This is a genomic window from Azospirillum thiophilum (genome assembly GCF_001305595.1).
GTDB lineage: Bacteria > Pseudomonadota > Alphaproteobacteria > Azospirillales > Azospirillaceae > Azospirillum > Azospirillum thiophilum.
In genome coordinates this window covers 1,210,381-1,228,589 of record NZ_CP012401.1, presented here as the reverse complement: position 1 = coordinate 1,228,589, position 18,209 = coordinate 1,210,381, and the positions used below count along the sequence as shown (strand labels likewise).

The 18,209-nt window shown below is 67.5% G+C and carries 20 protein-coding genes; 6 read left to right on the top strand and 14 right to left on the bottom strand.

Translation table 11 applies throughout. The annotated features are described in order from the left end of the window. Positions 1 to 34: 34 nt before the first annotated feature. Positions 35 to 457, bottom strand: coding sequence for an acyl-CoA thioesterase (locus AL072_RS05660; RefSeq protein WP_045581160.1), 423 nt, complete (start codon positions 455 to 457; stop codon positions 35 to 37). A gap of 180 nt (positions 458 to 637) precedes the next feature. Here AL072_RS05660 and AL072_RS05655 point away from each other — a divergent pair, with 180 nt between their 5' ends. Further along, positions 638 to 883 carry a hypothetical protein gene (locus AL072_RS05655; protein WP_045581161.1) on the top strand — a complete coding sequence of 82 codons (246 nt, stop codon included), beginning with the start codon at positions 638 to 640 and terminating at the stop codon, positions 881 to 883. A 2-nt stretch (positions 884 to 885) separates the two neighbouring features. Here AL072_RS05655 and AL072_RS05650 read toward each other — a convergent pair whose 3' ends face one another. The 5 genes from AL072_RS05650 to hemA form a co-directional block, all read right to left on the bottom strand. Continuing rightward, positions 886 to 1,713 carry an ABC transporter permease gene (locus tag AL072_RS05650; protein WP_342669595.1) on the bottom strand — a complete coding sequence of 276 codons (828 nt, stop codon included), beginning with the start codon at positions 1,711 to 1,713 and terminating at the stop codon, positions 886 to 888. 10 nt (positions 1,714 to 1,723) lie between these two features. Then, positions 1,724 to 2,608, bottom strand: coding sequence for an ABC transporter permease (locus tag AL072_RS05645; RefSeq protein WP_045581162.1), 885 nt, complete (start codon positions 2,606 to 2,608; stop codon positions 1,724 to 1,726). A 130-nt stretch (positions 2,609 to 2,738) separates the two neighbouring features. Further along, positions 2,739 to 3,515 (bottom strand): Hpt domain-containing protein, encoded by a 777-nt coding sequence (locus AL072_RS05640; protein ID WP_045581163.1) that lies wholly within the window; start codon positions 3,513 to 3,515, stop codon positions 2,739 to 2,741. 127 nt (positions 3,516 to 3,642) lie between these two features. Then, the gene (locus tag AL072_RS05635) at positions 3,643 to 4,188 is read right to left on the bottom strand and encodes a transcriptional regulator (protein ID WP_045581164.1); all 546 of its coding nucleotides are present in this window, start codon (positions 4,186 to 4,188) and stop codon (positions 3,643 to 3,645) included. Positions 4,189 to 4,366: 178 nt separating this feature from the next. After that, positions 4,367 to 5,581 (bottom strand): 5-aminolevulinate synthase, encoded by a 1,215-nt coding sequence (gene hemA, locus AL072_RS05630; protein WP_045581165.1) that lies wholly within the window; start codon positions 5,579 to 5,581, stop codon positions 4,367 to 4,369. Between the two features lie 476 nt (positions 5,582 to 6,057). Here hemA and AL072_RS35500 point away from each other — a divergent pair, with 476 nt between their 5' ends. Both AL072_RS35500 and AL072_RS05625 read left to right on the top strand, forming a co-directional pair. Beyond that, on the top strand, positions 6,058 to 6,219 hold the full coding sequence (locus AL072_RS35500) for a phospholipase effector Tle1 domain-containing protein (RefSeq protein ID WP_245636775.1): 162 nt from the start codon (positions 6,058 to 6,060) through the stop codon (positions 6,217 to 6,219). Then, on the top strand, positions 6,182 to 7,186 hold the full coding sequence (locus AL072_RS05625) for a DUF2235 domain-containing protein (RefSeq protein WP_342669599.1): 1,005 nt from the start codon (positions 6,182 to 6,184) through the stop codon (positions 7,184 to 7,186). Before AL072_RS35500 ends, AL072_RS05625 begins: the two co-directional genes overlap by 38 nt. 60 nt (positions 7,187 to 7,246) lie before the next feature. On the opposite strand, the gene upp is transcribed toward AL072_RS05625, so the two are convergent. The 6 genes from upp to AL072_RS05595 form a co-directional block, all read right to left on the bottom strand. After that, positions 7,247 to 7,897, bottom strand: coding sequence for a uracil phosphoribosyltransferase (gene upp / locus AL072_RS05620; RefSeq protein ID WP_045581166.1), 651 nt, complete (start codon positions 7,895 to 7,897; stop codon positions 7,247 to 7,249). A gap of 100 nt (positions 7,898 to 7,997) precedes the next feature. Then, complete coding sequence (locus AL072_RS05615) at positions 7,998 to 8,906, bottom strand: diguanylate cyclase (protein ID WP_045581167.1); 909 nt, start codon at positions 8,904 to 8,906, stop codon at positions 7,998 to 8,000. Positions 8,907 to 9,011: 105 nt separating this feature from the next. Then, complete coding sequence (locus tag AL072_RS05610) at positions 9,012 to 9,656, bottom strand: phosphoribosylanthranilate isomerase (protein WP_045581168.1); 645 nt, start codon at positions 9,654 to 9,656, stop codon at positions 9,012 to 9,014. Next, the gene (pyrF, locus tag AL072_RS05605; protein ID WP_045581169.1) at positions 9,653 to 10,378 is read right to left on the bottom strand and encodes an orotidine-5'-phosphate decarboxylase; all 726 of its coding nucleotides are present in this window, start codon (positions 10,376 to 10,378) and stop codon (positions 9,653 to 9,655) included. The genes AL072_RS05610 and pyrF overlap by 4 nt, the downstream gene beginning before the upstream one ends. Positions 10,379 to 10,450: 72 nt before the next feature. Further along, positions 10,451 to 11,071: a biliverdin-producing heme oxygenase gene (locus AL072_RS05600; RefSeq protein ID WP_045581170.1), complete on the bottom strand. Its 621-nt coding sequence runs from the start codon at positions 11,069 to 11,071 to the stop codon at positions 10,451 to 10,453. A 21-nt stretch (positions 11,072 to 11,092) separates the two neighbouring features. Continuing rightward, a complete protein-coding gene (locus tag AL072_RS05595; protein WP_045581171.1) occupies positions 11,093 to 12,961 on the bottom strand; it encodes an ABCB family ABC transporter ATP-binding protein/permease in 1,869 nt (622 codons plus the stop codon). Positions 12,962 to 13,231: 270 nt separating this feature from the next. Between AL072_RS05595 and AL072_RS05590 the strand changes: the two genes are divergently transcribed. Continuing rightward, positions 13,232 to 15,748 carry a methyl-accepting chemotaxis protein gene (locus AL072_RS05590; protein WP_045582463.1) on the top strand — a complete coding sequence of 839 codons (2,517 nt, stop codon included), beginning with the start codon at positions 13,232 to 13,234 and terminating at the stop codon, positions 15,746 to 15,748. A gap of 105 nt (positions 15,749 to 15,853) precedes the next feature. Next, entirely contained in the window at positions 15,854 to 16,033 is a 180-nt protein-coding gene (locus tag AL072_RS05585) for a hypothetical protein (protein ID WP_045581172.1), read from the top strand. A gap of 26 nt (positions 16,034 to 16,059) precedes the next feature. Here AL072_RS05585 and AL072_RS05580 read toward each other — a convergent pair whose 3' ends face one another. Then, the gene (locus AL072_RS05580; RefSeq protein ID WP_045581173.1) at positions 16,060 to 16,638 is read right to left on the bottom strand and encodes a tyrosine phosphatase family protein; all 579 of its coding nucleotides are present in this window, start codon (positions 16,636 to 16,638) and stop codon (positions 16,060 to 16,062) included. Between the two features lie 341 nt (positions 16,639 to 16,979). Beyond that, positions 16,980 to 17,687: a tRNA-uridine aminocarboxypropyltransferase gene (locus AL072_RS05575; protein ID WP_045581174.1), complete on the bottom strand. Its 708-nt coding sequence runs from the start codon at positions 17,685 to 17,687 to the stop codon at positions 16,980 to 16,982. A 348-nt stretch (positions 17,688 to 18,035) separates the two neighbouring features. Here AL072_RS05575 and AL072_RS35155 point away from each other — a divergent pair, with 348 nt between their 5' ends. After that, the gene (locus tag AL072_RS35155; RefSeq protein WP_167543365.1) at positions 18,036 to 18,206 is read left to right on the top strand and encodes a hypothetical protein; all 171 of its coding nucleotides are present in this window, start codon (positions 18,036 to 18,038) and stop codon (positions 18,204 to 18,206) included. Positions 18,207 to 18,209: the final 3 nt, after the last annotated feature.

Genomic DNA, 18,209 nt, shown 5'->3' with positions numbered 1-18,209 from the left:
CAGGCGTCCAGTGCGGGAGAAAGGCGTTCCCCCTTTACGCCTCCAGCAGCTTGGCGCGCAACGGTTCCGGAATCGGGGTGGGCCGGTGTGCGGCCCTGTCGACGACCACAGCCACCGCCTCCTGCGTGGCGATGCAGCGGCCGTCCAGGAAGATGCCGCATCCCAGCGTCAGCGAACTGGTCCCGACGCGCAGCATGCGCACGCCGATCCGCACGGTGTTGGGGTAAAGCAACTCCGCCTTGAAATCGATGACACTGCGCGCCAGCACGACGGTCCAGGAATCGTCTTCACGGAAACCGCCGGTACCATGCAGCAGGGCGATGCGCGCCTGTTCGAAAAACACGCCGATGGCGTTGTTGTTGACATGGCCCAACGCGTCGAGGTCGTTGAAGCGCACACGCTCCTCCCACCAGAAACGATAGCCGTCGGGGCTGGTCAGGTCGGGCATAGCGGTCATGCCGTGTTCCTTGCCGTATAGGTCAATGCATGTCCGGACTGTGGCGTATGGTCCGGGGCGGCGCAAGCCCGGCCCTGCTTTCCGCGGCCCCTATTTGTAGGCTGGACGGCGAATTCCCGCGCCAATCGCCGATTGGGCATGTTATTGGAGTCGGACCAACCCTCCGCAACGGACCGGACGATGAGCAAGGACACCACCAACCAGACGGCCGAAGCGCTGTTCGAAAAGGCGCTGTCGATCGCCGAGAAGCACCTGGACGAGGCGATCAAGGAAGGTGGCCCGCTCGGCCCCTACATCGCCGTCGCCATGATCGAGGCCGCGGTGAACTCCGCCGTGGATGAGACCAGCCATGAGGATGTGATCGACATGCTGCGCGACCTCGCCGCCCAGATCGAGGCGGACGCGGACGAGGCGGAAGAGGACTGATCTCAGGCCGGTGCGAGACCTGACTGCCGGCGCGCCTCGCGCCGGCGCAGGATCTCGTAGACGACGGCGCCCAGGATGGTCAGTGCGATCAGCACCAGCGACAGGGCGTTGACCGCGGGCGTCAGGCCGGTACGCACCTTGGTCGCGATGTAGACGGTCAAAGTCGTGTCCAGCCCGCGCACGAACAGCGTGGTGTTGTAGTTCTCGAAGCTCTGCAGGAAGGCCAGCAGGGACGCCGACAGGATCGCCGGCATCAGATACGGCAGGGTGATGCGCCGGAACACCTGCCCATGGCTTGCGCCGAGGTCGAGCGCGGCCTCCTCCAGCACCGGGTCGAAGCGCTCCAGCCTTGCAGAGAACAGCAGCATGGCATAGGCGGCGATGAAGCTGGATTGCGCCACCACGGTCAGGAACAGCCCGCCGCTGACCCCGAACCATTCCCGCCAGAACACCAGCGTCGAGATGCCGACGATCACCCCCGGCGTCAGAAGCGGCGACACCATCAGCGCATAGAGGAAGGTCTTCGCCCGGCTGTGCAGCCGGTCGAGCAGCAGGGCCGCCGCCAGCCCCAGCGGCACCGCCAGCGCGATCACACCCGCCCCCACCACCAGGCTGGTGCCGAGCGCCGCCCACATGCGGCCGTCGTCCCACAGGGCCTGGAACCAGTTCAGCGTGAAGCCCATCCAGGGCGTCACGGTGGGAAAGCGGCTGCTGTTGAAGGTCGCCGCCGCCATGATTCCCAGCGGCAGGAACAGATAGGCGAAGAACAGCACCAGATAGGCGCCGGTCAGCAGGCGGCGGAAGCGGGCGGCGGTCATGACGGTCATCATGGGCAACGGCTCATTTCGCTATATCCGTCAGCCCGACGCGGAACAGCCGCATCGCGCCGAGGATGAAGCCGATGCACAGCACCAGCAGGATGAAGGCGTAGGCCGCCCCCTGGTTCCAGTTCCCGCCCTCGAAGAACCAGTTGTAGATGATCTCGGTGAACCAGCGGCTGTTCGGCCCGCCCAGCAGCGCCGGCACCGCATAGCTGCCGGCCGCCAGCATGAAGGTCATGATGCAGCCGACGGCGATGCCGGGCTTGGCATGCGGCAGCACGATGCGGCGATGGATGCGCAGCCAGCCGGCCCCGAGGTCGCGCGCCGCCTCGATCTGGTTGCGGTCCAGCGACTCGATGGCGTTGTAGAGCGGGAAGACCATGAACAGGATGTAGACATAGACCATGCCGACGATCACGCCGGCGTCACCGCCCAGGAAGCGCCGCGGCTCGTCGATGATGCCCAGCCCCAGCAGCAGCGCGTTCAGCGGTCCGTTGAAGGCGAGGATGATGTACCAGGAGAAGGTGCGCAGCAGTTCGTTGATCCAGAACGGCACCACCAGCATCAGCACCAGCAGCGGCAACCGCCGCTTCGGCGCCACCTGCGCCAGATAGAAGGCGACCGGGTAGCAGACGGCCAGCGTGGTCAGCGTGACCAGTGCGCTGGCCCAGATCGTCTTCAGGAAGATCGCCATATGGATCTGGTTGGTCCACAGCGTCAGGTAATTCCTGACGGTGAACACGTCCTCCGGCCCGCCGAGCTTGGACGGCGGCAGCGACGGCCGGAAGGAGAAGCCGATCATCATCACCTGCGGCAGCACCACCAGCAGCGCCAGCCACAGCGCCACCGCCAGCAGGATCACCCCGGTCAGGACCGGGCCGTACCGGCGAAGAACCTCCGTCATGCGGGCACTGCTCCAGCCTGTTGGACCGGTTCGACGCCTATCACGGGGATTCCTGCCGGCGCAAGCGCGGCTGTATGACGATGACCTTCAGGCGGGCCTTCTCAGTCGATTCCTTTCCGGGCCGTCCTGTTCAGCCCAGATTGTGCTTGGCCACCACCGCGGCGAAGTCCTCGCCGAAATGCTCGCCGACGCGGATGACGGAGACGCCGTAGGGAATCTCCTTCAGCGACGGGTGGTCGAGGTTCAGCGAGGTCAGCAGCGCCATCGGCACATGATGGGTCACGCTCATGGCCCGCAGGCCGCGGATCAGGTCCAGGCCCGACAGCCCGTCCATCACCATCGAGGCGATGACCATGTCCGGCGGCACGCGCACGGCAAGGCTGATCGATTCGATGGGGTCGGTCACCGTCATGGTGCGGAAGCCGCAGGCCGCCAGTTCCGCCCCCAGCTTCTTGGCGACGACCTTCGACGGGGTGACCAGCATGATCTCGACGTTGTGGACCTCCACATCGGTGACCTGGAACTCGTAGCGCACCGGAAGCGCGCGGATGATCTTGTTGGTCTCGGCCAGCAGCGGCTGTTCGGCGCGGTCGACCAGCTCGGCGATGCGGTCGATGAAGACCTGGGCGTCGATCAGCTGCTTTTCATCCAGCCGCTTCAGGCCGCTGAGGTAATCCTCGAGCCGGTGGGCGACCAGGCTGACGGTCGGATAGCCGAAGCTGGTGCCCATGCCCTTGAAATTATGCGCTTCCAGCCGCAGGACACCGATGGTCTCGGCATCGGTGCGCAGAGCCTTGACGCGGTCGGCCAGCGTGGCGTTCATCAACTCCAGCCGGTCGCGCGCGTCGTCCACGAACTCCATACGCAGGCGGTCTTCGAGGTCGTCGGTCGACAGATACGAGGCCATGGAGTGGCATCCGGCTGGTGAAAGGGGTACCCCGAACGTACACCAAAACCGAACGCCGAAACAGACGCGGCGCGCCCTTATCGTAAAGGGCGCGCCGCGGGATGAAACCGATTGTGCCGCAGTGCGGTCAGAGGCGGGCCAGCAGCGCCTGGAACCAGGCCAGCCGGTCTTCGGCCTGGGCGATGTCCCGGTCCAGCCAGGAGGCGAAATGGCCGTCACTGCCGACATCGGCCCGCTTCAGGTCGCCCAGCCGGGCCAGTTCGGTTTCGCTGAGCGCCACGAGATTGTCGATCTGCTCCCGCTGCGACTCGGCATCCAGCAGATGCAGGAAGCGCAGCTTCAATGCGGTGACCAGCTTGTTCAGCCCGTCGGCCGACGGCGCGCGGACATTGGCGCGCATCAGCGTGTCGAACTCCACCTGTCCGGCCGCGGTCGGCCCCAGCAGGGCGTTGTCCTCCATGCCGCTGCCATCCAGCGCCTCGATCAGCCCCTCGTACCGCAGCATCTCCAGCGAGGTGCCCATCAGGTCGAGGGACGGTCCCATCATGCGGTCGAGGAAATGACGCACGGCACCGGCCAGTTCGGCATAGCGCAGCGGCCCGCCCTGGATCAGCGTGCCCAGGACGACGAGGCGCACAGCCTCCTTCGGCATCAGCGAGTTGTCACGGTACATGGCGAACCCCCTGGGCGAAGCCCCGGAAAGACGGAAAGGACGGCACAGTCACGGCCGATCCGCAGCATGGAAACTGCGAACCGGTCGCAACAGCCCTCTTAAAGTAGGGGCGCGCACCGCTTCTGTCCAGAGGACAAAATGACCTTATCTAAGAAAGGGCTTTTCCGGGGATTTGCTGTCAGGCGGCAAGCCGCAGATCCAGCCGGCTCCAGACGTCCAGCAGGGCATCGACCAGCATGCCCATCTGCGCGTCGGTGTGCAGCGGGGTCGGGGTGAAGCGCAGCCGTTCCGTTCCGCGCGGGACGGTGGGGTAGTTGATGGGCTGGACATAAATGCCATGCCGTTCCAGCAACTCGTCCGATGCGCGCTTGCAGCGGTGGGCGTCGCCAACCATCAGCGGCACGATGTGGCTGACCGACGGCATCACCGGCAGACCGGCGTCGGCAAACATCCGCTTCAGCGTGGCGGCGCGCTCCTGGTGCCGCGTGCGCTCGGCCTGGCTGGTCTTCAGGTGGCGGATCGAGGCCAGCGCCCCCGCCGCCAGGACCGGAGACAGCGAGGTGGAGAAGATGAATCCGGCGGCGAAGCTGCGGATGCAGTCGATGAGCGCGGCGGATCCGGTGATGTAGCCGCCCTGCACGCCGAAGGCCTTTCCCAGCGTGCCTTCGACGATGGTCAGCCGGTCGACGGCACCGTCGCGCTCGGCCACGCCGGCGCCGTGGGCGCCATACATGCCGACGGCGTGCACCTCGTCGATGTAGGTCATGGCGCCGTGCTTGTCGGCGACGTCGCAGATGTCATGGATGGGGGCGATGTCGCCGTCCATCGAATAGACGCTCTCGAACGCAACCACCTTCGGCCGGCCGGGGGCGATGCCCGACAGCAGCTCGTCCAGGTGCTTGGGATCATTGTGGCGGAAGATGTGCTTTTCGGCGCCGGAGTTGCGGATGCCGGTGATCATCGAGTTGTGGTTCAGCGCGTCCGACAGGATCACGCAGTTGGGCAGGACCTTGCCCAGCGTGGTCAGCGTCGCATCGTTCGAGACATAGCCCGAGGTGAAGAGCAGGGCCGCTTCCTTGCGGTGCAGGTCGGCCAGTTCGCGCTCCAGCAGCACATGGTAGTGGTTGGTGCCGGAGATGTTGCGCGTGCCGCCGGCACCGGCGCCGACCTGGTCGAGCGCAACGTGCATCGCCTTCAGCACGTTCGGGTGCTGGCCCATGCCGAGATAGTCGTTCGAGCACCAGACCGTGACCGGACGTTCATGCCCGTTGGAATCGCGGAAGGTCGCCGTCGGGAAATTGCCCGCATGGCGTTCCAGGTTGGCGAACACCCGGTAACGGCCGTCCTGCTTCAGGGCGGCAATCTGGTTGCGGAAGAAGGTTTCGTAATCCATCGCGCATTCCCGTTCGCGTTCGTCCACACGGTCGGTTGCGCCACCCGGTAACAAATGGGCTAGGCCATTGGAGCGGCGCATCGAGAGAATGGCATGATCCTTACCGGTACGCTACCCGGCATTGATCGAAATCAAGCCATTGCCGCATGGGACCTTCGCATAAATGGCAGGTGCTTGTCCTGCGGACGACGCGTATCGGCTTCGCCCGGTCGATCTTTGGCCGTTCTCCGGACCGCCGTGACTTGGTTCCGATACCATAAATATGGGAAAGACCTCCGGCATGACCATGCGATTTCTCGGGAGATACGAATCACTGCCACGCTGTTCCACCGGCAATCGGAATGGATTGCTGCGCTTCCTCTGCCACACATCCGGATTGCCGGGTTGCCAGGTCGCCAGAGTTTTGAGAAAAATCATTTTATAGGATAAATTTCCTGCACAATCCCCCCTTCACGCATGACCACGACAGGGGGTGGATGATGGCGAAACGGATCGTCCTGTGTTTCGACGGCACCTGGAACAGGCCTGGCAGCGGCGACCGGACGGACGGGAACGAGACGTCGACCAACGTCTGGAAATTCTACAAATCCATCTTGCCCAATAGCCCGGACGGCGCGGCGCAGATCGGCTATCTATGAGTCCGGCGTCGGCACCGACGACAAGGACGGGATAATCCACAACTGGTTCGACAAGATCTTCGGCGGCGCATTCGGCCTGGGACTCGACAAGAAGATCAAGGACGGTTACCGCTTCCTCGCCTCCCGATACAAGGATGGCGACCCTGTCTTCATCCTGGGCTTCTCGCGCGGCGCCTACACCGCCCGCAGCCTCGTGGGGCTGATCCGCAATGCCGGCCTGCTGCCGGCCGCCAAGGCCGACCTGACCGACGAGGCCTATGCGCTGTACCGCAAGCGCGACGACGGCCCGGACGTGGAGGCGGCGAAGCGGTTCCGCGACACCAACGGCTCCAGGCCGATCCCCATCCATTTCCTCGGCGTCTGGGACACGGTGGGTGCCCTTGGCGTGCCGCTCGGCATCTGCAGGCAGCTGGACGAAGAACTCTACGGCTTCCACGACACCGAACTCAGCAGCCTGGTCCGCAACGCCGTCCAAGCACTGGCGATCGACGAGCACCGCAAGATCTTCGCCGCCACCCTCTGGAACCCGAAGGCGAAGCCGGCCCGACGAATGGAACAGCGCTGGTTCGCCGGCTGCCATTCCAATGTCGGCGGCGGCTATGCCGACGACACGCTGTCGAACATCGCGCTGAAATGGATGATGGACCATGCCGCGTTCTGCGGGTTGGCCCTCGACCCGATCCGGGTGCCGGAGGTGACGCCCGCCGACGCGCTGGGCACCATTGTCGATTCCTACGCCCGGTTCCTGGACGGTCTGGGCAGGCTGGCGGAGCCGCGCCATTACCGCCCGGTCTGCGTGCTGCCCTACAGCGGGGAGAACCTGCACGACTCGGTGCCGTACCGCGCGGCCAGCGATGCGCGCTATGCCCCGCCCAACATCGGCTACCGCAAGGCGCTTGCCCGGTCCGGAGCGGTGCGCGAGGAGGAGCCGGCTGCCCGCCACGGGCGGGTGACGGCAAATATGTGATTGCAAGCGGGGCTGGCACCGGCCATGCGGCACCCGCCCCGCCTCCATGAACAGGCGCCCCTACTTGGTGCCGAACATGCGGTCGCCGGCATCGCCCAGACCGGGAACGATGTAGGCGTCCTCGTTCAGATGGCTGTCGAGCGCCGCGGTGAAGACCTTGACGTCGGGATGCGACTGGTGGAACCGGAGCACGCCCTCGGGTGCGGCGACCAGCGCCATGAAGCGGATGTTCTGGTCCTCCACGCCGTGGCGGTTCAGCACGTCGCAGGCATGGGCGGCCGAATTGCCGGTCGCCAGCATCGGGTCGACGACGATGAACAGGCGCCCTTCGGCCGGCGGCAGCTTCACCAGATATTCGTGCGGCTGCTTGGTCTCATGGTCGCGGTAGAGACCGATATGTCCCTCGCGCGCCGACGGCACCAGCTCCAGCAGCCCGGCCGACATGCCGAGCCCGGCGCGCAGCACCGGCACCACCGCCAGCTTCTTGCCCAGGATCACCGGGGCGTCCATCGGCTGCAGCGGCGTCTCGATCCGCTCGGTGGTCAGCGGGATGTCGCGCGTCAGCTCGTATCCCATCAACAGCGAGATCTCGCGCAGCAGGGTGCGGAAACCGCCGGTCGACCGCTCCTTGTTCCGCATGTGGGTCAGCTTGTGCTGGATCAGCGGATGGTCGAGGATGAACAGGTTGGGAAATTCGGGCTGGGTGCGCATGGAATCCGGATCGCGGCTGACGGTTGGGTTGGCCGATCCTACCCCGCCCGGGGTGCCGGGGCCAAGGGCGCTGACCGGAGCGGGATGGAAGCGCTCCCCGCTATCCCCGCACAGCCGTTTTCGGCACGGGCTTCTCTTCCGGCCGGTCGACGCCGTAGCGGATCACGCGGTTGCGGCCCGAGTTCTTGGCCTGATAGAGAGCGCGGTCGGCGCAGACCACCAGATCGTCGACGGTCAGGTCGGGCACCGCCTCCACCAGCCCGAAGGATGCGGTGACGGGAACCATCCGGCCGTCGGGCAACACCACCGGCGAGCGCATCAGGTCGACGCGCAGCCGTTCGATCACCGCATAGCCCTCGTCCAGGCCGGTTTCCTTCAGACAGACCAGGAATTCCTCGCCGCCCATGCGGAAGGCCTCGTCGAAGCTGCGGACGCCGCGGCTGATGACAGCAGCGGTGGCGGCCAGCACGCGGTCGCCGATGTCGTGGCCGTAGCTGTCGTTGATGCCCTTGAACTTGTCGATGTCGCACAGCGCGACACAGAAGGGCTCGCCGGCGCGGCGATAGCGGTTGTGCTCGCGCTCCAGCGCCTCGGTCATGCCGCGGCGGGTGCGCAGGCCGGTCAGCGGGTCCAGGCCGGAAGCGGCGGCGGCGAAGGCACGCTCCATCCGGCGCAGATGCAGCATGAACTCCTCGAAACGGCCGACCACTCCCTCATACTCGGCCTCCGTCGGCAGCTCGCCGCCCGACGCCTTCAGCAGGATCAGCCGTGCCTGGCGGTGCATCTGCTCGTGCAGGTTCGCCAGCTTCTGCACCGCCGGCTGCTGCAGCAGGTCGTCGTGGCTGGCCGCCCGGCACCAGGTGGCGAAGGAGGCGGGCGCGGATGCCCGTTCCCCGCCGCGGCCGTCGCGGTAGAAGACGGCGCGCTGCCACTGGCCGATCCAGCGCAGATGCTCGTCGAGCACGGCGCCGAGCGCCTCGGTCGTGGACGGGGTGGACGAATCGCTCATCAGCGCATCCTAACCGATGGCGCGGGTTCCCGCCATGCGACCAAGATAAGCCGAAGCATTCGCCTAAAACAGTCCGCTTTCACATGGCCCCGCGCATCCGTGGCCCTACAGCCCGACCACCGTCGACAGGAAGGCGCGGACCAACGCCGGATCCTTGTGGCCGGGGCGGTCCTCCACCCCCGACGAGACGTCGACCTCGGTGGCGCCGGTGACGCGCACCGCCTCCGCGACATTGTCCGCCGTCAGGCCGCCCGACAGCATCCAGGGGCGCGGCCAGCTGCGGCCGGCCAGGATGGTCCAGTCGAAGGCGATGCCGTTGCCGCCGGGCAGCGCCGACACCTTGGCCGGCGGCTTGGCGTCGAACAGCAGCCGGTCGGAAACCTCCGCCGCCTCCAGCGCGGCGGTCAGGTCCTCCGGCCCGCCGACCCTGATCGCCTTCATCACCGGCAGGCCGTAACGGCCCTTGATCTCGGCGATGCGGCGCGGCGTCTCGCCGCCATGCAGCTGGATCAGGTCGAGCGGGACCTGTCCGGTCACATGCTCCAGGAACTCGTCGTCGGGATCGACGAACAGCCCGACGGAGCGCACCCCGGTCGGCAGCAGCCGCGCCAGCTCCGCCGCCATCGGCGGGGCGATGGCGCGCGGGCTGCGCGGATAGAAGACGAAGCCGACATAGCGCGCCCCGCCGGCAACGGCGGCGCGCAGGCTTTCCGGCTCGGTCAGTCCGCAGATCTTGGCGGCTACGGTCATGCGGTTCCCCCTGAATCGGCTTCGATCTCGGCGACGATGCGGCGGGCGGCGGCGGCCGGATCGGGCTCGGCGGTGATCGGGCGGCCGATGACCAGATGATCGGCACCGGCGGCCAGCGCCTCCGCCGGGGTCATGAAACGCTTCTGGTCGTTGGTGGCGGCCCAGGCCGGGCGGATGCCGGGCACCATCAGGATGAAGTCGGGACCGCAGGCCGCACGCACCAGCGCCACCTCGGCCGGCGAGCAGACGACGCCGTCCACCCCGGATTCCTTGGCGAGCCTGGCCAGCCGGACGACCTGTTCGGCCACCGGAACCGACTGCCCGACGGCGCCCAGATCGCCCTCGTCCAAGCTGGTCAGCACGGTCACGGCCAGGATCTTCGGCCGGCTTTCACCGGCGGTCGCCGCCGTCTCGGCCGCCGCGCGCATCATCGCCGGCCCGCCGGAGCTGTGGATGGTCATGAAGGCCGGCTTCAGAGGCAGCGCTGCGCGCACGCCGCCCGCCACCGTGTTGGGGATATCGTGCAGCTTGAGATCGAGGAACAGCGGCGGCCCGTCCTCCCCCACCACCGCACGGACGCCGGCCGGTCCCTGGGCGATGAAGAACTCCAGCCCCAGCTTGATGCCGCCGACGGCCCCGGCCACCTGCCCGGCGATGCGGCGGGCGGCGTCGATCTCGGTGGTGTCGACGGAGCAATAGATGCGCGAGGCTGGCGCGGTCATGGGAAGGCGGTCTCCAGAATCCGGATATGAGTGGTCCGGCACCCTATCAAGGGACGCGGCGGCACGCCAGATTCAAGCCCCGCGCTCCGACGGACGATTCTCCCCCGGTCCTATCCAGGGGTCCATTCCGGGGGTCCATTCCAGGATCCAGCGCTCCAGCGCCGCGAACAGGGCGGCCGCGGCGGCGCAGGCGGTCGCCAGGTCCGCCGGGTCGGCCAGTTCCACCTCCAGCCGGACCATCAGTGCCTTCCAGTCCGCTGCCATGTCCAGCCCGTCCGATGCGAGGAAGCGTGCGCCGCGCCGGCCGTCGAACCCGAGGGCACGGGTGATCCCCGGCAGCATCGCCCGCCCGCCATGGGCAGAGCCGTCCAGCACGTAACGCGCCGCCAGCCGGGCCGGCGGGCTGTCCAGCGTCGGCAGACCGTTCGGCCCGGTCTCCGTCATCTCCGGCAGCGCGTCCGGATCGGCGCCCAGCACGCGCAGGTCGTCGCGCAGCAGGTCCAGCCGGGCAGCGCCGTCATTGCCGAGCGCCCGTTCCGCCGGCGCGTTGAAGCCGTGGAGCACGGCCAGCGCGCGGGCGTACTGCTCCCTGGTGATGTCCGGCCGGACCAGCGGCTGCAGCACCGCCGCCTTGTCCAGCCGGTCGTGGCTCTCTTGCGTCGCGGCGCGCAGCGCCTGCCGTGCCGGTCCCATGACGTGCCCTCCCCGCCCCGGTCAGGTCGGCGCCAGCACGCCGGGCAGCGGCGTCGGCCCCTGGCTCGATTCCTGCTGCCGCGCCCACAGCGCCGCATAGGCGCCGCGGGCGACCAACAGGTCGGCATGGCGGCCGCGTTCGATCACCCGGCCGGCCTCCAGCACCAGGATCTCGTCGGCGTCGATCACGGTGGACAGCCGGTGCGCGATCACCAGCGTGGTCCGGCCGCGGCTGACCTCGCGCAGGTTGGCCTGGATTTCCCGTTCGGTGTGGGTGTCGAGCGCACTGGTCGCCTCGTCGAACAGCAGGATCGCCGGATCCTTCAGGATGGTGCGGGCGATGGCGACTCGCTGCTTCTCGCCGCCGGACAGCTTCAGCCCGCGTTCCCCCACCGTGGTCTGATAGCCGTCGGGCAGAGCCATGATGAAGTCGTGGATGTGGGCCAGCCTCGCGGCCCGCTCCACCTCCGCCGGGCTGGCACCGGTGCGGCCATAGGCGATGTTGTAGAAGACGGTGTCGTTGAACAGCACGGTGTCCTGCGGGACGATGCCGATGGAGGCGCGCAGCGACGCCTGGGTGACGTCGCGGATGTCCTGCCCGTCGATCAGCACCCGGCCGCCATTGACGTCGTAGAAACGGAACAGCAGCCGGCTGATGGTCGACTTGCCGGCGCCCGACGGGCCGACGATGGCCACGGTCCGGCCGGCCGGCACGGTGAAGCCGACGCCCTTCAGGATCGGCCGGCGCGGGTCGTAGCCAAACTCGACATCCTCGAAGCGCAGCTCCGCCCCCTCGACGGCCAGCGGCCGGGCATGGGGGGCGTCGGCCACCTCGCGGTCCACCGCCAGCAGCGTCACCATCGATTCGATGTCGATCAGCGACTGCTTGATCTCGCGGTAGACGACGCCGAAGAAGTTCAGCGGCTGGTAGAGCTGCAGCAGGTAGGTGTTCACCAGGACGAAGTCGCCCAGCGACATGGTGCCGTCGACGATGCCCTTCGCCGCCATGCCCATCACCACCGCCAGCCCCAGCGAGATGATCGCCGACTGCCCGACATTCAGCAGCGACAGGCTCTGCTGGCTGCGCACCGCCGCCTTCTCGTAACCCTGGAGCGCGCCGTCGTAACGCCGGGCCTCATGCTCCTCGTTGCCGAAATACTTGACGGTCTCGTAGTTCAGCAGGCTGTCGATCGCCTTGGTGTTCGCCTTGCTGTCGGTGTCGTTCATCTGGCGGCGGAACTGGATGCGCCATTCCGACACGAAGAAGGTGTAGAGGATGTAGCCGACCACCGTGACGAAGGTGGCGAGAGCGAACCAGACGCTGAACAGCTTCCACAGCACGGCGCAGACCAGCGCGATCTCCACCAGCGTCGGCACGATCGAGAACAGGGTGTAGCGCAGCAGGGCCTCGATGGCCCGCGTGCCGCGTTCCAGCGAACGGGTCAGGCCGCCGGTCTGGCGCTCCAGATGGAAACGCAGCGACAGCGCATGCAGGTGCCGGAACACCGACAGCGCCACCTTGCGGATGGTCCGCTGCGCCACCGCGGCGAAGACCGCGTCGCGCAGTTCGGCGAAGATCAGCGAAGTGACGCGGGCAAGGCCGTATGCGACGATTAGCCCCAGGGGGATCGCGATGGCCGCATCGGGGATGGAGCCCACTGCGGATGCGGGGGTCAACGCGTCCACCGCATGCTTGTAGAAGATCGGCACATAGACGTTGGCGATCTTCGACCCGATCAGCAGGATCATGGCGAGCACCACCCGCACCCGCGTTTCGGTCGAATCCCGCGGCCAGATATAAGGGCCGAGCGAGCGGATCGCCGCGCTCAACTCTCCGGTCGGGCGGGTGAAGGCGCGGTCATCGGGACTGGGCGGAAGGCTGCGGCGCATCGGTCTCTATCGTTCGCGGGGGGCGCGGGGTGGGCGGCTGCATCGGCGAACCGGCCCGAATTGGCGGAAGTCCGCCGGTCAGGCGACGTAACCTAGGGATCCATGCAGCGCCGTCAAAGGGGCCCGTCACGACATTGGCCCGATTTTGGCGCGGCTCTGGCAAGCCTTTGGCGCATTTCCCGACATTCTGGCAACGGACTGGAAACCATCTTCCACTACCCTCCCGGGCGTATCGCGTTCGATCCGCACCGCAGACCAAGGCATTTGACCATGCAGAACGCCAGCTTCGCCGGCCGTTTCAAGGTGGGCACCCGCATCCAGGTGGGCTTCCTGCTGATTCTCGCCCTCCTTGTCCTGGTGGCCGCGTTGGGCATCCGGTCGCTGTCGACGGTGGAAGGGGGCTTCGCCCGCTACGCGTCGATTTCCGACAATTCGCTGAGCCTCGCCGATATCGACGGCACGGTGTCGGACGTGCGCCGCAACGCGGTCAACTACTCCTTTTCCGGCAACAACGCCCTGATCGAGCCGGTCCGGGCGCAGCTGAAGACGCTGGGCGAGGGGCTGCGCACCGTTCGCGACGCCACCCAGGATCCCGGCCGCCGCAGCAACCTCGACCGCATGATCCAGCAGTTGGACGGCTATGGCGCCAATTTCGGCAAGCTGATCACGCTGCGCGAACAGCGCGACCGGCTGGTAGCGGACGAATTGGTTCCGCTGGGCCTGAAGGCGCGCGAGGGGTTGGGGCAGGTGATCGCCGCCGCCATCGCCGCCGGCGATTTCGAATCCGCCGCCCATGCCGGCCAGTCGCTGGAACTGCTGGTCCTCGCCCGTCTCAGCGCCCAGCGCTTCCTGACCGATCCGACGCCGAAAGCCATCGAGGAGGTCCGCACCCGCATCGACGGCTTCATCAAGTCGGCCGCCGCACTCGCCGCGCGCCTGGCCGACCCGGTGCAGAAGCGCTCCGCCGAGGAGTCGGTGCAGACCGCCACCCGCTATCTGGAAGGTTTCAACCGGCTGGTCACGGCGGTCGCCGATGCCCAGGCGCTGGCCTTCGTCACCATGGTCACCCAGGCGGAGGAGTTCGCCGATCTGGTGGCCAAGACCATCGCCTCGCAGGCCGACGTGCGCAATGCGACGCTGACCAACGCGCAGACCGACATGGAAAACACCTCCACCCTGCTGATCGGCATGGCGGTGGGGGCCTTCGCCATCGGCATCCTGATCGCGCTCGTCACCGCGCGCTCCATCGTCCGCCCGGTGGTCGACATGACCGGGACCATGACCGACCTGGCCGCCGGCAACCTGAGCGTCGACGTCCCGGCGCTGGAGAACCGCGACGAGATCGGCCGGATGGCCAGGGCGGTGTTGGTGTTCAAGGAGAACGCCGTCGAGAAGAAGCGGATGGACGAGGCGGAACGCGAGCGGCTGGAGGCCGAACGCCGCGCCGCCGAGGCCCAGCGCGCCCGCGAACAGGCCATCGGCGAGGAAATCGCCACGCTGATCGACGCGGTGTCGAAGGGCAATCTGGAGCGCCGCATCGATCTCGGCGGCAAGGACGGCTTCTACCGGACGATGTCGGAGGGCATCAACCGCCTGACCGACACGGTGGAGTCTGTCATCGCCGATCTGGGCGAGGTGCTGAGCGCGCTGGCCCAGGGCGACCTGAACCGCCGCGTCAGCCGCGACTACCAGGGCGCCTTCGAGCGGGTGAAGACCGACGTCAACGCCACCTCCACCCGGCTGGCCGACATCGTCGGCCAGATCACCCAGGCGGCGGAGACCATTGCCGCCGCCGCCGCGGAGGTGTCGCTGGGCTCCTCCGACCTCGCAGACCGGACCGAGCAGCAGGCCTCCTCGCTGGAGGAGACCGCGGCCAGCATGGAACAGCTGGGGGCGACGGTGCGCTCCAACGCCGACAACGCCCAGCGCGCCAACGTGATGGCGACCCAGGCCCGCAGCTCCGCCGAATCCGGCGGCGGCGTCGCCGATTCCGCCATCGAGGCGATGCGCCGCATCGAGGAATCGAGCCGCAAGATCACCGACATCATCGGCGTCATCGACGAGATCGCCTTCCAGACCAACCTGCTGGCGCTGAACGCGGCGGTCGAGGCGGCACGCGCCGGCGACGCCGGCCGCGGCTTCGCCGTGGTGGCGCAGGAGGTGCGGCAGCTCGCCCAGCGCTCCGCCCAGGCGTCGAAGGAGATCAAGGGCCTGATCCTGGACAGCGACGCCCAGGTCAAGGACGGGGTCGAGCTGGTCAGCAAGGCCGGCCAGGCGCTGGACGGCATCGTGTCGGGCGTGCAGCAGGTGGCGACCCTGATCGCCGAGATGGCGTCCGCCTCGGCCGAGCAGGCGACCGCGCTGGACGAGATCAACTCGACCGTCGCCAACATGGACGAGATGACGCAGAAGAACGCCGCCCTGGTGGAGGAAACCACCGCCGCCGCCCAGGCGATGAGCGGGCAGGCTGGTGACCTGAAGTCGCTGGTCGGCTTCTTCAAGTTCGATCAGGCGGCGGGTGCCGGCTATGCCGCCCCGCGCCCGATGATGGCTGCGGCAACCGCTTATCAACAGGCCGCCCCGGCTCGCCGCGCCCCGGCCCCGGTCCGCGGCACGGCCGCCAAGCCTGCGGCGAAGCCCGCCGCCCGCGGCGGCACCGCACATACTGCCCACACCACCGCCGCCAAGCCGGCCGGACGCCCGGACGCCGCGGCGCGCGGCGGTGCGGCGGCGGTCCCGGTGCTGAAGCACAGCGTCAGCGACGACGACGATTGGAAGGAGTTCTGAGCGGACGCCCGGCGAAGCCGGCCTTTTCGCTAAAAGCCTGAATTAACGAATCGGTGGGAATTGCGTGCTGCAATTCCCACCGATTTCGTTTCAGGAGCACGTTCCATGTCCCGCCGGTCCCCGTTGCGCCACCTTCTTCCCTGCCTTTCCCTGCTGCTGCTGGGCGGCTGCGGCGCCGTTACCGGCGTGGCCAGCGGCGTCGCCAGCCTCGCCGGCACCGCGGTGGATGTCGCCGGCACGGTTGCCGAAACCTCGGTCGACGTGGTGACCGCGCCGCTGCGCTGAGTCGAAGAAAAATCGACGGAGGATTTTCAGTCGATCAGATCCTCGACTTCGCGGATGCGGCCGTTGTCGATCATGAACTGGACCAGCTCCGGCCGCTGCTTGCCCAGCGTGAAATGGCGGCGGCGCACGGCGGCGACCAGTTCGCCGCGGCGCCCGAGGATGTCGTCGGCGAATTCGATCATGCGCAGGTTGGGCCAGGTCTTGTCGCGGATGGCGACCACGGCGGCCACCGCGTCGGCTGCCGGGCGCTCGGGCCGGGCCTGGGCCAGGATCATGGTCAGCGCGGCGGTGGAACGCGACACCCCGGCATGGCAATGGACCAGCAGGTGGCGGCAGTCCACCGGGTCGGCCAGCAGGTCGCGGCCGAAGGCCAGGATGCGTTCGACGTCGGCCCGCTCCGGCGCGATCTGACCGCGGGTCGGCTCGATCACGTCATGGAAACGCAGCTCCAGCCGCTCATGCTCGCCGTAATCGCCGAAGTCGCTCGGCTCCGCGATCTCGGGGTCGAGGATGGACAGCACATGGCTGACCTTGCCGCCGCCGAAATTGCAGAGCTCGCTGAGACCGCAGACGGTCAGGCCGAAGGGAACGAAATCGCTGGCCATCTCTACTCTCGTCCGGTTGCAGGGGGGGGAAGCGCGGGGGATCGGGCCGCATTTGGCACCCCGCGCCGCGCCCCCGTCAACCCGGCAACCGTTCGCAGACGATCATTCGCCGGCAATCATTCACCAGCAGCCGCGATCAGAAGACGTTGAACAGGTACAGCAGGATGATGATGGGGATCGGGATACCGACCAGCCACAGCAGAATGCCTCGCATGGCGCGTCTCCTTCCATGTTGCGCGGTGTTTCGGCCGGTTCGGCACCGGCCTCTCACCCACATCAACGGCGCCGCCACCGGTTGGTTGCAGCCGCGCCGCCGATCGAAGGAGGTGCGCCGAAGGGGGTCAGCCCTCGCCGCCGCCGGCCTCCTCGCCGTCCCCCTCGCCCCCGGTGGAGTCGCCCGTCGGCACCGGGCGCGGGCGGGGCTGGCGCAGCTTCTTCAGCAGCAGCGAGAAGGGCTTCAGCGCGGTGTCGAGGATCGTCTTGTCGCTCTCCAGCCGCGACAGCAGGAAGGCCCCGGCCTCCAGGGTGGAGACGCTGTCGCGCCGCGGCTCCTTGCGCGCTTGCCCATAGAGCGAGCGGAACTGCGGGTTCAGCACGATGCGGCGGCATTTCAGCAGCCACGCATTGCGCCACCACAGGGTCTTGGCCTGGCTCCAGGTGCCGTCCAGGACGATGACGCCCTCCAGGTCGTCCAGGATCTGGGCGCTGTCGCGCAGCGGCACGCCATCCCGGTCGACCGCGGCCACCTCCGGCCGCGGGCCGCCGCCCTCCTTGACCGGGCCGAGATAGAGCACGCCCCAGCGCTTGGGATCGACCTCCCGCCCCAGGATGCGCTTCAGGCCCGGCCAGCTCAGCCCGACCTTCACCATCGAATTGGCGAACTGCAGATGGGCGATCTGGGCGGTGCCCAGATTCTCCCGCTTTTCCTGCGGGTGCTGCAGGATCAGCAGGAAAACGCCGTTGTCGATGGGCTGAACTGCCTCGCAAATGCACAGGTGATCAGGTTTCAGGCAGTTCGGGCAGAGGTCGGGTGCGGGGGCACTGTGCATGGGAGGTACGTATTCCTTGAAGGGGATTGGCCGCGAATATGGGTTGGAACGGCGCGGAAGGAAACACATCTCATACTGATGGCGACGATCGCGGATCGGAATGCGGTCGCCGCCACGGCGCGTACGACAGATCCCCCCGTGTCATCCGAGTTCATGTGGGTTCAAGTGTGTTCGTATAAACCGTTTGTAGAGAGTTAGTCGTGTGTCATGGACCTCGTGTGACGCGTTTAACAGCTGGCCTGGAACTTGCGTATCCATAATCCAGGCAAACAGGACGACGGGTGGGCTCGGGAACGGCCTTGTCAGGCTGCCCCACGGTGCCATCCGGCGCTCAGAAGGAGACCTGCCATGCTGCCCGCCCACCTTGCCGACCGCCTGCTGAAGCAGCGCCGCGATGCCGACAGCGCGGAATTCGCCCGCCAGCTGCCGCTTCACGCGGACGATCCGCGCTGGATGACCGACCCGGAGGGGTCGGAACAGCCGGCCCGCCGCGAACCCGACTGGGCCGCCAGCTACTGACCT

What these genes read in the sequence shown, in the direction of transcription:
- AL072_RS05585 (WP_045581172.1), top strand. Translation starts at nt 15,854, where the DNA reads ATGTCCCGCCGGTCCCCGTTGCGCCACCTTCTTCCCTGCCTTTCCCTG.
- AL072_RS05645 (WP_045581162.1), bottom strand. Translation starts at nt 2,608, where the DNA reads ATGACGGAGGTTCTTCGCCGGTACGGCCCGGTCCTGACCGGGGTGATC.
- AL072_RS05595 (WP_045581171.1), bottom strand. Translation starts at nt 12,961, where the DNA reads ATGCGCCGCAGCCTTCCGCCCAGTCCCGATGACCGCGCCTTCACCCGC.
- AL072_RS05650 (WP_342669595.1), bottom strand. Translation starts at nt 1,713, where the DNA reads ATGATGACCGTCATGACCGCCGCCCGCTTCCGCCGCCTGCTGACCGGC.
- AL072_RS05660 (WP_045581160.1), bottom strand. Translation starts at nt 457, where the DNA reads ATGACCGCTATGCCCGACCTGACCAGCCCCGACGGCTATCGTTTCTGG.
- AL072_RS35500 (WP_245636775.1), top strand. Translation starts at nt 6,058, where the DNA reads ATGATGGCGAAACGGATCGTCCTGTGTTTCGACGGCACCTGGAACAGG.
- upp (WP_045581166.1), bottom strand. Translation starts at nt 7,897, where the DNA reads ATGCGCACCCAGCCCGAATTTCCCAACCTGTTCATCCTCGACCATCCG.
- AL072_RS05590 (WP_045582463.1), top strand. Translation starts at nt 13,232, where the DNA reads ATGCAGAACGCCAGCTTCGCCGGCCGTTTCAAGGTGGGCACCCGCATC.
- AL072_RS05610 (WP_045581168.1), bottom strand. Translation starts at nt 9,656, where the DNA reads ATGACCGTAGCCGCCAAGATCTGCGGACTGACCGAGCCGGAAAGCCTG.
- AL072_RS05655 (WP_045581161.1), top strand. Translation starts at nt 638, where the DNA reads ATGAGCAAGGACACCACCAACCAGACGGCCGAAGCGCTGTTCGAAAAG.
- AL072_RS05575 (WP_045581174.1), bottom strand. Translation starts at nt 17,687, where the DNA reads ATGCACAGTGCCCCCGCACCCGACCTCTGCCCGAACTGCCTGAAACCT.
- AL072_RS05615 (WP_045581167.1), bottom strand. Translation starts at nt 8,906, where the DNA reads ATGAGCGATTCGTCCACCCCGTCCACGACCGAGGCGCTCGGCGCCGTG.
- pyrF (WP_045581169.1), bottom strand. Translation starts at nt 10,378, where the DNA reads ATGACCGCGCCAGCCTCGCGCATCTATTGCTCCGTCGACACCACCGAG.
- hemA (WP_045581165.1), bottom strand. Translation starts at nt 5,581, where the DNA reads ATGGATTACGAAACCTTCTTCCGCAACCAGATTGCCGCCCTGAAGCAG.
- AL072_RS05635 (WP_045581164.1), bottom strand. Translation starts at nt 4,188, where the DNA reads ATGTACCGTGACAACTCGCTGATGCCGAAGGAGGCTGTGCGCCTCGTC.
- AL072_RS35155 (WP_167543365.1), top strand. Translation starts at nt 18,036, where the DNA reads ATGCTGCCCGCCCACCTTGCCGACCGCCTGCTGAAGCAGCGCCGCGAT.
- AL072_RS05580 (WP_045581173.1), bottom strand. Translation starts at nt 16,638, where the DNA reads ATGGCCAGCGATTTCGTTCCCTTCGGCCTGACCGTCTGCGGTCTCAGC.
- AL072_RS05640 (WP_045581163.1), bottom strand. Translation starts at nt 3,515, where the DNA reads ATGGCCTCGTATCTGTCGACCGACGACCTCGAAGACCGCCTGCGTATG.
- AL072_RS05600 (WP_045581170.1), bottom strand. Translation starts at nt 11,071, where the DNA reads ATGGGACCGGCACGGCAGGCGCTGCGCGCCGCGACGCAAGAGAGCCAC.